The following is a 12,055-nucleotide window of genomic DNA, read 5'->3' on the forward strand; positions in this document are numbered from 1 at the left end:
TCTAATCTTCCCATTATATCTATTTCTCAATTATAACCGACCGTGTGCATGTGCATAGTCGTCATTATTTGACATTCAACATGGCATCCCATTTCTGCTGCCACTCTTTGTACGTAATCGGGCTCTCCGGATTTAAGTACGAATTCCGTTCGGTGCTCGGGAGCATCAGCCCTTGCTGGTAAAAATGAACCAGCAGCTCTTTGACCTGCTCCCCTCTGCCTTCTTCCAACGCCCTTCTGACTTGCTGAGCCATACTTATCCCTATTTTGTTTTGAGGATCATCGCCGTCCCCATTCCGGTAAAGGAGCTGCTGTACCGATCTAAGGCTTCCATAATCCTCTCTCAGCTGTTTATCGCTAAGCCCTTTCTCTTCCACATAATACACATACCAGAAAAGACTGCTGATCTTTCCGCGCACATCTCGTTCCGGATGTTCAAAATAATAATTAAGCCCATCCTGGTTGCCAAACAGAATCGAGTTCATCCATTCGCCCGACAAGTTTGAGTAGTTATATGTGTACTGGTTCGAGGACAGAATCAGACGATGATCCACCCGGGGATAATCAAAACCTTGACCTAAATATAAGATCTTGTCGACGTTGCTGTTGAACGCGGGTACCCACTTGGAGAAATAGTCATATTTTTTTTGCATATCCCGCAGCATCAACACGGATGCCTTCTCCATATATGGTGTTGTCACGACGGTAATTGGGAGATCATTCCGGCGGATTTCCTTCCAGAACCGACCTCCGTACAGGGAGATGTTCTGCTCGATCCCCCTATCCTCAAACCGCTGGTAGCCGGGCCTCCGTTCCAGCTCCTGCATCCCCGTATACAAGGGAACCGGATAACCTTCCACCTCCAGCTTCATCTCACCGAAAGAATAACGCATCCGGCCGAATTCCCAGCCCAAATAAACATATTTCGGAGGACGGTCTTCGTTATCGCTCTTTAAATATACATGCTGATAACCGGGAAGCGGATACCACGCGATAAATCCATCCAGTTTAACTTCGGGTCCCACACTGTAAACCGAAAATTCCTCACGGGAGTACCCGGCCATAAAGTCCATGACTTTGCCCCTATATTCCAGCTCGGCTTGAATGTCTCCTCCCTTGGCATCGCCGACCATCCTTACCGATAGCCGATCTCCCTGTCTGCGATAAGGAGCGTCAATACCTTGAAGTTGGACACGCTCAAGCTTGAACATCCGGTTCAGGGTTAACGGAAGCTGCCTCATGCCCGATAATTCGGAGGCGGGTATCGTTAGCTTTGCCATCACGCGAAGTTCATCGTTTGGCAGCCGCTTCAGTTTGATATCATAAGAAGAAACATGATAAAAGGATCCAGCTTCAGGATCATCGATATAAGAAACCGTAGGGTCTTCAAGCTTCGCATCAATTTGGGCATATCGTTCCGCCCATAGCGTGCCGTAAGGTACCGCTGCAGCTGCCGTCAATACGACAGCCCCGAGCACCGCGAGCCATCCCGCTTTCAGCAGCATCGTAGGGCGTTTGCGGTTTAACAAGAACAAACACACCGTTAGCAGCAGGAACGTGAAGGCAAGCACGAACCACCGGGAACTCATTAAATCTTCGCCAAACAGGTCGTACCCCCAATTCTCATATTCAAACCGATTGGATTGAAGGAAGAATTGATTGAGGTGAAACACTTGGGCCGGCATCCATCTTAATTCGCTGATAATATAAATTTCCATGAAAAACGTTCCGAACATCCATGCACAGAAACCAATCAAATAAACGATCCGATTCGGAATGCTTGCCCCGAGAAGCATGGCGAGCGCGAGTGTCACCATGTAGGAAACCTCATACTGGACAGCAAATTGCATGGTATGCATCATCGCAATATGACCGGCGATTCCTTGGCTAACCGACAGGATATAGAATATAACCGACGTCGACAATGTGAACAGGGAAAAGTACAACAAACTGACCACATATTTCGACGACAACAAGGTAAAGAAAGATACAGGCAAGCTGTGATTCCATTCAAAGGATCGACGGCGGACATCCCGGCGAATGGACAAGATGCCAATTAACATAGCCGGACCCAGGGTCATCGTATGACCCAGCATGTGGAAGGAGTAAGCCGCCGTGTACAGATTATGGTTCGGCCCGTTGCCGCTCGCCGCCTGCAGCATCATAATGATGAACAGAATCGCATAGATGATCGGAAGCGAGGCAAACAAAGGATTGCCGAACAAAAGCCGAAGCTCAAGAAGACTGTGCCTCCACCATTTATGCATGGCGATCCCTCCGCAGCAGGCTCAGATACCCATCCTCCAGAGTCGGATCCGCGGGAAACGCCCCTGCAACCGGAGGCGCTTGGCCGATAAACCGGCAGAGAACGCCTTCCGGGACGGTTCGGGTAGACACGACGGACATGGGATCAATCAAGGCAAATTCATCCGGACTCATCACCGCTTCCCATACTTGTCCCTTCCCGCAAGCCTGCAGTTCAGTCAGGCTGCCATTCATGGCCAACCTCCCCTTGTTCATGACTGCGATACGACGACAGTTGCTCTCGATATCGGCGACGATATGGGTGGATAACAGGACTGTCCGGTCGATGCTAAAGCGGGTTAACACATTCCGGAACCTGACACGCTCCTGGGGATCCAGCCCGGATGTCGGTTCGTCAACGATCAAGATATCAGGCGATCCCAATAATGCTTGGGCAATACCCAACCGCTGCTTCATTCCCCCGGAATAAGTGCGAACTTTTTTATCAGCCTTTCCCTGGAGATTCACCATCTCGAGCAGGCTGGAGATTTCCTTCTGCCTGGCACTCCGTTCCGTGATCCCTTTCATAGCGGCCACATAATCCAGATAATCTCGGCCGGTCAGCTGCGGATAAATGTGAAAATGCTGGGGTAAATACCCGATCATCTGCCGGATCTCCTCCGGCCGTCCAATCGATATCCCGTTCACTCTTACCTGCCCGGAAGTCGGCGTCAATAAGGTTGCCAGAATGCGCATCAGCGTGGTTTTGCCGGCGCCGTTGGGGCCTAGCAGACCCGTCATACCTTTATCCAATTGTAGAGAAACATCCAAGAGCGCCCAAGCGCCCTTGCGATAGGTTTTTGATAGATGCTCAATGGTAATCATTCTAGAATCCTTTCACCATTAACGATTATGGCATAAGCCGCGCGGTTTACGTTACTTGGAACGAACCATCGTCTCAAAAAGTTTGGCATTTCCAATCTTTTGACGCCAATTCATATATAAGGTACAAAAAAGCCCGTGATCCTTAAAGCGGATTGCGGGCATGATCTATATTCACCTAGCGTCAGGCTCTTATTCAGTTATTATAACATGCAAAGATGGGGTTCATCCGTAAACCTTCAGGCCGTAAATATTTCATGTCCCGAAAGATTAACGGGATGGATCATTCACAGGCTTATTTCACCGATCGTTACCGATGAGCCTCATATTGGTTGGCACGACTGATCGCCTGGATCGATTGGATGTCCTGCGGCGATAACTCTTCTATTTTTCCCGCCGCCAAGTTATGCCGCAGCTGTTCAAGCGAGCTTGCACCAGGGATGGTGCAGGCAACTGCGGCATGGGCCAAAGCATAACGAATAGCCAGATGGGAAAGATCCGTGTCACCGCCAACCTCTTCAAGCTCCTTGAGTACAGCGAGCAGCTCATCTTTGCTGTAATCCAGATAGCCCTTCTCGGCTTTGGCTTGTCCACGGTCCGATAAGATGCCGCGGGCAACGGGTCCCCGTGCAATGACGGATATTCCGTTCTCAGCAAGCAGGTCGAGCACCGCTTCCTCCGGTCGCCGGTCCAGAATGCTGTACTGGCTCATGACGCTGACGATATTGGATTTCGCAACATACTCGCGGATGACGTTCGGCCGGATGGACGAAATGCCATAGTATCGAATCCACCCTTCCCGCTTCAGCTCTTCAAAAGCTTCAATCGTCTCGTCAATAGGATCATCTAACGTCCCCCCATGAAGCTGATACAGATCGATATAATCCGTACCCAATCTGCGGAGGCTGTCCTTAACGGCGGATTTGATGTATTCCTTGGAAGGATCCCATACCCAGCCTTCCTGTCCCGGTACACGACGGTTGCCGACTTTGGTAGCGATGATCACATCCTCGCGCCGGCCTTGAACCGCTTGGCCTACCAGTTCCTCGTTACGGCCTTCGTCGTACAGATCCGCTGTGTCCAGAAAATTCACGCCCCGGTCCAGCGCTTCATGGATAAGCTTCACGGCTTGTCCCTCATCCGTACCCAGTGACATACAGCCTAGCCCGATTTCGCTTACATACAATTCCGAAGATCCCAGCTGATTGGTTCTCATGCTTGATCCCCTCCTCTTCCCTATAATGAATAAGGTTCTACTTCTTTACTTACCCTAAAATATCGATCCAGATCTTCACGGCCGTAACCGCAATGAGAAGTGCCAAGGCGTATCGCAGCAGTCGGACATTCATCTTGCGACTGATGATGGCGCCGAAGGGGGCACCCATCAAGCTTCCGGCAACCGCGAACAAGGACGGCCAGATCGGAATGTCACCAGAGGCGATTTTGCCGACAACGCCCCCGACCGCGGACAGAAAGACGATCGCGAGTGATGATGCGATGGTGATCCGCGTCGGTATCTTAAGGATCGTCAGCATGATGGGGATCAGGATAAAGGCGCCTCCAGCGCCGACAATCCCCGCAATACCGCCAACGATAAAGGCGGCTCCCATAGCAATCCCCGAGTGATAAGTCACCTCGCTAACCGACCTGTTTTCCATGGTTGCCCGGGTCGGCACAATCATCAATAACACGGCGATAACCGCCAGAAAACCGTAGATCACGTTAATCGTACCGCTGGTCATCAGCATCGAGGACAGACTCCCGATCAGACTGCCAACCAAGGTACTGATCCCCATCTGAATGACCAATGGCTTGTGAAAGTACGACTCACCGCCGCGCGAACTCATCCGGTTGGTGATCATGCCTGACAATGAGGCGAAAAATACCTGCAGCATGCTGATGGACGCCACTTCCTTGGAGGTAAAGGCCTCCAGTCCAAACCAGGAAGGAACGTAAAGCAGCAAGGGAAAGTTAATGATCGCTCCGCCAATTCCCAGCAGTCCTGAGAAAAAAGAACCGATGATACCTATAAAGATCATGACTACAAGCTGCACTATCAAGGTGATCGATCTCCAATTCAATTTAATATCGTGACGGCGCACATTGCTATTGAATGTGCCCCGTTGTTGATTTATAATAAACCCAAGTATTTATATCGGAAATAAAGGAGGTGTATGGTGACCATGTTGAATAAGCTGAAATTCCTTTTTCAGGACCGTTGCCCCGACTGCGAGCAGAAGCTGATTTCCAGGCAGGAAGACATGGCTACGATCAAGCATTGCCCGGATCACCACTACACCGAAGAAATATATAATCAGCTGGGAGTTACGATTGTCTATCATCCCAGCAAAGATAACAGTTAAACTTGGTTTAAACTCTTATTAGCAATTACGGGCAGAAGTCTTTGCGCTTTATTCCTTTCCCTCTGCCCATTCCCGTCCGGCCAGCCTGACGAGAAGCAGAACCGCGATCTCGGCAATCATCACAACGAGCGAGCATACAAAAATCACAGGGATCATATCGCCTGAATCCAGATTTAAGATGAACGGGTAGGCGATAAGCCAAAGCAGCTGCGCTGCCATAAACAAGTGCCCACGGAAGCGCGCCTTATGATCCAATCCGGATTCGGCGTCTGTGAAATTGGCTTGGATGCCTCGGCAGATTCCGAAAATCAATACCATATGCAAGCAGACGGCAGGCAGTTGAATCAGCAGCCCCTTCACCGATTGCATAGGCACGCTCCCTGTCCCCACCTCAGGAAACCAGAATAATGAAAGAACCGACCAGATCAGCAGCAGCCAGGCTGACAGATGACCTGCCCTAAAATATCCGTTTAATGCCTGAAGCCGCCATAATCCCGAAGCCATCAGCAGGTATCCCAGCATGTCCGGCAATACATCCACAAATTCGATCTTAAGGTCGACCAGTACAAAGAGCAGCCCCCACACGATGCGATAACAAGCGCTCCTCATGACCCCTTCCTGCTTTCCCGGACAAATTTCGCCATTTCTTGTTCCGTCGGACTTGGTTGATAAGGAATCAGCGTGTCTTCATACCATCTCCGCCCGCGTTCCTCTATAAAGGTGCTTCTCAATATCAACTGATATACCTGCATACTCTTCTTAAGCGATGGCATATCAAATTGATGGCTGATTCTAATGGAATCCCCTTTATTAATCTTAAGTGGAAGCTGAATCTCGTCGATAGGTTCACCTCTTAACTCGATGTGCGCTTCCGAAGGCTGCGACTGGTAACTAGTACCCGGTATTAGTCCGGAAATGTCGGCATGGATTCGAAGATCCCCCTCTTCTGCGATATCCAGCAATTTAGAAGAGAACGCCGTTAACTGAAGGTTCCGCTTCACGACGGCAGATTCGTAGCCCGAGTTATCGGAAGAGGATCCGCCGGACGTCCACGATACCGGATGTTGTTCTTCCTGATCATATACGCCAGGCCATATGTAAATCTCCCCGATATCCACTTGTTCCGAGGTTCCATCGGAATATAGGGCGGTAATCTCTCGAACGAGAACCGGTTCCTTAAGCTGCTCTACTTCTGGGGCTTCTTCCTCAGGAGCGGGTTTATTCAAGTTCACCATCATTTTGCCTAAGTATTGCCTCTGATACTCTGCATATTTGGGGTATGGCGTTACGATCTGTTCGGGATAACCTTCGATCCGGATGGAGCTTAACGTCTTGTCTGATCGTTTGTCCTCTACATAATACAAGTCAAATACGCTGCCTCCCCCTTCCCTCGTCTCCACATGATGCTCAAGGAATACGGTTCTTCCCAGTTGGTTGGCTTCATAATACCAGACATTCCCGACCCAGCTGCAGGCTACGAACAGGATGGCGAGAACATAATACCATTTCTTGCTCATGGCCCCTCCTTATGTATCATGCGATTGTTCCATATTATTTAACTATATTAACACGTAAATAGATGAAGAGGGTTTGATCAGCGTTAATTTTCATATGCTTCTGGCGGAGAAAGCCCATGAATTTGAAATAAGGTTACGCCATCATGGACAGACTAGTTGAAGCCACCCTAAAATCAAGGAAGGTGTTCATGATGAATCCATCGATCGAAGAGGTCACCCATTGGCTTCAATCCAAAAGCAATCACACTCTGCACATATCCAAGCAAGAAGAGAAGGATCAGGATCAGATTAAAATACAGCTGGAGCGTTTTGAACACCAGCAGCATCAAGAGCAGTCCATCGACGGTTATGGAGACCGCCATGCGCTCCTGCTGCACGGCCCCGGCGTTGTCATCACGGCCGGCCATGAAGCGCCCCTGCCAAGTGATGCCTTCGTCATTGGACTGGACGGGTTAACGGCTGCGGACATCCAGGACCATCAAGTGGTGCTCACTACGGATCGGAGTACCTATTCCATCACGACAACCTAAGGAGCAGCCGGAATGAAACAGCAAGAACCGCCAGAGTTGTTGAGCTCTGACGGTTCTTTTGGCTTTATTCGCTTATGCTGAATCTTTATTATACATAACGCTTGCGCTCGGGGCGCGTTTGGCCCCCCTTGGCATGAGTCAACAGCTTACACTCGCTCGAATCTCCACATGAAGCTCTGGAAATCGCCATGCATCGCGGGAATGGCCAATCCGGCGTTCATCAGTCGGTCCCCGCCGTAGATGTTCCCATCCTCCACGCACCGATAATCCCCTTCCGGATCCAGCCCTGCCGTGCGCAGCCACACAATCGGCTCATTCGCCTCGCTTAAGATGCGGAAGTAATACAGCACCGCTTCCGAGCGATCCTCGGAGACGATGGTCCAGGCTGCTTCGTTCCCTTCGAACGGATTCCGAAGGCGATAGAGATCCCCGAACTGCACCAGATGCCGAATCTCCTTGTACAGTTTCACCTGCTCGCGGACCTCTTCCTTTTCCTGCTCACTGAAGGCCGTCAGGTCAAGCTCATATCCGAAATTGCCCGACATCGCTGCATGGCCTCTCGTACGCAGCGAAGTATTCCGAAACACCTGATGATTCGGAACGGCGGACACATGGGCTCCCATGGAGCTTAGAGGATACACAAGGCTCGTTCCGTATTGAATCTTCAATCGGCTGACGGCATCGGAGTTATCGCTTGTCCACGTCTGCGGCATGTAATACAGCATCCCCGGATCATAACGTCCGCCGCCGCCGGAGCAGCTCTCAAACAAAATATGCGGGAACTCGGTCGTCAGCTGCTCCATCACCCGATACAACCCCAGCATATAACGATGGGCCGTTTCCCGCTGGCGCTCAGGCGGCAGCGCAGCCGATCCGATTTCCGTCATATTCCGGTTCATGTCCCACTTCACATAGGTGATCGGCGCACTTTGCAGGATGCTCCGAAGCATATCGGCCACCGCATCGCCTACTTCCTCACGGGAGAAGTCCAGGATCAGCTGCTGTCTTCCTTCCGTTCGCCGGCGTCCCTCCACATGCAGGCACCAGTCCGGATGCTGACGGTACAGATCGCTATCCGGCGAAATCATCTCCGGCTCAAACCACAAGCCGAACTGCATATCCAGATTGCGGACCCGCTTCACGAGATCCTCCAGGCCCTCCGGCAGCTTGTTCTTGTCAACGACCCAATCCCCAAGGGAAGTCGTATCATCATTTCGCTTGCCGAACCATCCGTCATCCAGCACGAACAGCTCGATACCGAGATCCCTTCCGGCGCTGGCGATCTGCTCGATTTTATCCGCATTAAAGTTAAAGTAGGTCGCTTCCCAGTTGTTAACCAGCACCGGGCGCGTGGCATCCCGGAATTGCCCCCGGCTCAGCCTTGTACGGTACATCTTATGATAGCGTCTGGACATGCCGCCGAGGCCCTCCGCCGAGAAGACCATTACCGCTTCCGGCGTCTGGAACGATTGTCCCGGCTCCAGCAGCCAGGAAAAATCGAATGGATTCAATCCCATCGTGACCCGGGCTGTTTCGTATTGATCCACCTCAACCTGCGCGGAGAAGCTGCCGCTGTATACAAGGCTGAAGCCGTACACCTCACCGTGCTCTTCGCCGGCGCCTTCGGACAGCAGCGCAAGGAACGGATTATGGTTATGGCTGCTTGAACCCCTGCGGCTCTCAATTCCCTGCATGCCGGGAGATAATCTCCTGCGCTGCACATGGCGCTCTCTCGCCCATGCCCCATGAAGATGCAAAAGATCATAACGGCTATGATTCATATCCACGCTGGCGCTCATGGCCCGCAGCAGGGTGATGTTCTCCTTGCTGTCATTACGGAAGGACACGGAACGCGTGATGGCGTCGAACGCATTCATGACCGTATAAGACAAATAAATCGTCAAGCCGCTTGCCCGATCAAGCAGTTCCAGCTCCAGCGTATCCGCCTCGGCATCCTGTTCCGTATATACGGCAGGCAAGCCTTCCAGCTTCGGTTTGCCGCTGTATATCCGGTGACGGACATATTCCGCTTCGGTGACCGTAGTCCCGTTAGCCAGCTGTACCTGATATGCAGGCTGCCGGAAATCGCCGCTGCCGTAGCCCGGATATTCCTGAGGCAAGCTGTCCAGGGAAAAGGAAGCATCCTCGCGAAACGGCGTTGGCGAAAAGGATGCTCTTCCCCGGCGTTCCAGCAAATTGCCGACGCGGTTATCGCGAATCCGGCGCCCCCAATAGGCATGCGCCGGATAAACGCCCCGCACAAGCTCAATCACGTAACTTGACCGATCGCTTTGGAGATGGAACACTCCCAGATCTTCATGAAAATGTATACTCACTGCTTTTTGCCCCCTAACAAGGTCCGAGTTAAATCTCCATGGTCCTTCTTAAGACCTTACGGCGGCCGTCCTTTCCAGAATCATGACGTCCCTTCCCGGAATCGTGACATGGCCTGAAATCTGCCGGCTGCCCAGGAGATCGAATTGATTGGCAGAACCTGCATCAAACGTCATCTCTTCGGCATTGTGGTTCATGATGAACAAGTAGGAGTTCCCATCCTTCACCCGCTCTACCACCTCTACTCCGGCTGGTGTTTCCAGCAGCGGCTTCACGCCCTGTTCTTCGCACAGATTGGCGAGAAGTCCCTGCAGGAACTGCGAATCCGGACTGCTCGCCACATAATAGGCCTGACCTTCGCCAAAGACATTCTTCGTGAGAACAGGCGTGCCTTTATAGAAGTCCGATCCGTACTCCGCCAGAACCTCCGCTGTCTCCGCATGGATGACGTCACACAAAATTCCACATGGATAACTTCCACGCAGCGACCCCCAATCCTGCTTCATGTTGATCTGATTTTGCTGCCCGGGAAGCAGGGCATCGATCTCCTCGGCCCAGATGCCAGTCACCTTGCGCAGCTCGCCGGGATGACCTCCCAGGGTCACCAGATCGTTCTCATTGACGATGCCGCTGAAGAAGGTCGTCACAAAGGTTCCGCCCCTGGACACAAACCGCTCCACGCGCTGGGCAACGCCAGGCTTAACCATATACATCACCGGGGCAATGACCACATCGTACTTGCTCAGGTCCTCCTCAACGCTGATGATATCCGTCTGGATATTCAGCTGGTACAGCGCATCATAATACTTATGAACCTCATCCACGTAGTTCAGCGCTTTGGAAGGTCCGCTTGACAGCTCCAACGCCCAACGATTCTCCCAATCATACATAATCGCTACCTTGGCGTCCGAACGGGAGTCGAGCAGCTTGTCTCCGAGCTGCTGCAGCTCTTGCCCCAGCTCCGCGCATTCCCGGAAGACCCGGGTATGCTCATGTCCGACGTGCTCGATCAATGCGCCATGGAATTTCTCGCATGCCCCGACGGAACGGCGGAGCTGGAAGAACATGACCGTATCCGCGCCATGCGCTACGGCCTGATAACTCCACAGCCTCATTACGCCGGGACGCTTAGCGGAATTGTAGGGCGACCAATTCTGAACGCTCGGAGTCTGCTCCATCAGCATGAACGGCTGTCCGCTTTTCAGCCCGCGCATCAGATTATGCGCCATCGCCGTAAAGCTTACCGGCGTATCGATCGCGGGATAATTGTCCCAGGATACCACATCCATGTACTTCGCCCACTCGAAGTAATCCAGCTCAGGATAAAAACCCATCAGATTAGTCGTGACCGGAATATCCGGCGTAATTTTCTTCAGCTCATCTCGTTCCAGTCGGTAACATTGCAGCAGGCTGTCGGACTGGAAACGGCGGTAATCCAGCGATATCCCTTGGAAGAAGGTTCGGTTTCCGGCGAATTCCTCGCTGAGCGCATTCGGTACCACAATCTCGTCCCACTCGTAAAAGGTATGGCCCCAGAAGCCGGTGTTCCATGCGGCATTCAGCTTGTCGAGCGACCCGTAGCGCTCTTTCAGCCAGACGCGGAACTGCAACTCGCAGTTGTCGCAATAACAATACCCGCCGTACTCATTCGAGACGTGCCAGATGACCAGTGCCGGATGATCTTTGTAACGCTCAGCCAGCTTACGCGCCATCAGCACCGAATATTTGCGATATGTCGGGCTGTTCGGACATGAATTATGGCGACCGCCGAATTTGCGTTTGCGCCCGTCGTAGTCAACACGCAGGATGTCCGGGTATTTCTTGGCCATCCAGGCCGGATGCGCCCCCGTGCTTGTTGCCAAGCAGACATGAACCTGCTCCTCTGCCAAGCGGTCCATAATTTCGTCAAGCCACGTGAAATCATAGCTGTCCTCATCGCGCTGCGTTTTAGCCCAGGAGAATACATTGAGGGTCGCCACGTCAACACCGGCCAGTTCGAACATGCGCAGGTCCTCTTCCATCGTTGCCTTATCCCATTGCTCGGGATTATAGTCCCCGCCATACCATATCTTGGGAAAACGTTGATTAATCATCAAATTGCCTCCTTCATCGTTCTTCTAGCTAGGAAAATCGTAACGATCGACGTGATTTGAATCTTAAAGAAAAGAGGCACCATCCCAAGTCTT

At 51.9% G+C, this 12,055-nt stretch carries 10 protein-coding genes; 2 read left to right on the forward strand and 8 right to left on the reverse strand.

Annotated elements, in window-relative coordinates; all coding sequences use genetic code 11:
* Positions 1-64 precede the first annotated feature (64 nt).
* The 4 genes from MKY82_RS29450 to MKY82_RS29465 all read right to left on the reverse strand — a co-directional run bounded on the left by MKY82_RS29450 (position 65) and on the right by MKY82_RS29465 (position 5,185).
* A complete protein-coding gene (locus tag MKY82_RS29450) occupies positions 65-2,266 on the reverse strand; it encodes an ABC transporter permease (protein ID WP_339294917.1) in 2,202 nt (733 codons plus the stop codon).
* Positions 2,259-3,128, reverse strand: a complete 870-nt coding sequence (locus tag MKY82_RS29455; protein ID WP_339294918.1) for an ABC transporter ATP-binding protein — start codon at positions 3,126-3,128, stop codon at positions 2,259-2,261. The genes MKY82_RS29450 and MKY82_RS29455 overlap by 8 nt, the downstream gene beginning before the upstream one ends.
* 307 nt (positions 3,129-3,435) lie before the next feature.
* The gene (locus MKY82_RS29460) at positions 3,436-4,341 is read right to left on the reverse strand and encodes an aldo/keto reductase (RefSeq protein ID WP_339294919.1); all 906 of its coding nucleotides are present in this window, start codon (positions 4,339-4,341) and stop codon (positions 3,436-3,438) included.
* A 49-nt stretch (positions 4,342-4,390) separates the two neighbouring features.
* Positions 4,391-5,185, reverse strand: a complete 795-nt coding sequence (locus MKY82_RS29465; RefSeq protein ID WP_194544620.1) for a sulfite exporter TauE/SafE family protein — start codon at positions 5,183-5,185, stop codon at positions 4,391-4,393.
* Between the two features lie 123 nt (positions 5,186-5,308).
* Between MKY82_RS29465 and MKY82_RS29470 the strand changes: the two genes are divergently transcribed.
* Positions 5,309-5,488: a hypothetical protein gene (locus MKY82_RS29470; protein WP_071219655.1), complete on the forward strand. Its 180-nt coding sequence runs from the start codon at positions 5,309-5,311 to the stop codon at positions 5,486-5,488.
* A 48-nt stretch (positions 5,489-5,536) separates the two neighbouring features.
* Here MKY82_RS29470 and MKY82_RS29475 read toward each other — a convergent pair whose 3' ends face one another.
* A complete protein-coding gene (locus MKY82_RS29475) occupies positions 5,537-6,097 on the reverse strand; it encodes a hypothetical protein (RefSeq protein WP_220683865.1) in 561 nt (186 codons plus the stop codon).
* Positions 6,094-7,005, reverse strand: coding sequence for a hypothetical protein (locus MKY82_RS29480; RefSeq protein ID WP_220683864.1), 912 nt, complete (start codon positions 7,003-7,005; stop codon positions 6,094-6,096). Before MKY82_RS29480 ends, MKY82_RS29475 begins: the two co-directional genes overlap by 4 nt.
* A 188-nt stretch (positions 7,006-7,193) precedes the next feature.
* On the opposite strand from MKY82_RS29480, the gene MKY82_RS29485 reads away from it, so the two are divergent.
* The gene (locus MKY82_RS29485; protein ID WP_194544951.1) at positions 7,194-7,535 is read left to right on the forward strand and encodes a hypothetical protein; all 342 of its coding nucleotides are present in this window, start codon (positions 7,194-7,196) and stop codon (positions 7,533-7,535) included.
* 146 nt (positions 7,536-7,681) lie between these two features.
* Here MKY82_RS29485 and MKY82_RS29490 read toward each other — a convergent pair whose 3' ends face one another.
* Together MKY82_RS29490 and MKY82_RS29495 are read right to left on the reverse strand one after the other, a co-directional pair.
* Positions 7,682-9,871, reverse strand: a complete 2,190-nt coding sequence (locus tag MKY82_RS29490; protein ID WP_339294920.1) for an alpha-galactosidase — start codon at positions 9,869-9,871, stop codon at positions 7,682-7,684.
* Positions 9,872-9,919: 48 nt separating this feature from the next.
* Positions 9,920-11,962, reverse strand: coding sequence for a beta-galactosidase (locus MKY82_RS29495; protein ID WP_339294921.1), 2,043 nt, complete (start codon positions 11,960-11,962; stop codon positions 9,920-9,922).
* Positions 11,963-12,055 lie beyond the last annotated feature (93 nt).

Source organism: Paenibacillus sp. FSL W7-1279 (assembly GCF_037969845.1).
In the GTDB taxonomy this organism is placed as follows: Bacteria; Bacillota; Bacilli; order Paenibacillales; family Paenibacillaceae; genus Paenibacillus_AQ.

Coding starts and splice junctions, on each gene's coding strand:
- MKY82_RS29450 (WP_339294917.1), bottom strand. CDS start 2,266: ATGCATAAATGGTGGAGGCACAGTCTTCTTGAGCTTCGGCTTTTGTTC.
- MKY82_RS29470 (WP_071219655.1), top strand. CDS start 5,309: ATGTTGAATAAGCTGAAATTCCTTTTTCAGGACCGTTGCCCCGACTGC.
- MKY82_RS29455 (WP_339294918.1), bottom strand. CDS start 3,128: ATGATTACCATTGAGCATCTATCAAAAACCTATCGCAAGGGCGCTTGG.
- MKY82_RS29460 (WP_339294919.1), bottom strand. CDS start 4,341: ATGAGAACCAATCAGCTGGGATCTTCGGAATTGTATGTAAGCGAAATC.
- MKY82_RS29475 (WP_220683865.1), bottom strand. CDS start 6,097: ATGAGGAGCGCTTGTTATCGCATCGTGTGGGGGCTGCTCTTTGTACTG.
- MKY82_RS29485 (WP_194544951.1), top strand. CDS start 7,194: ATGATGAATCCATCGATCGAAGAGGTCACCCATTGGCTTCAATCCAAA.
- MKY82_RS29480 (WP_220683864.1), bottom strand. CDS start 7,005: ATGAGCAAGAAATGGTATTATGTTCTCGCCATCCTGTTCGTAGCCTGC.
- MKY82_RS29495 (WP_339294921.1), bottom strand. CDS start 11,962: ATGATTAATCAACGTTTTCCCAAGATATGGTATGGCGGGGACTATAAT.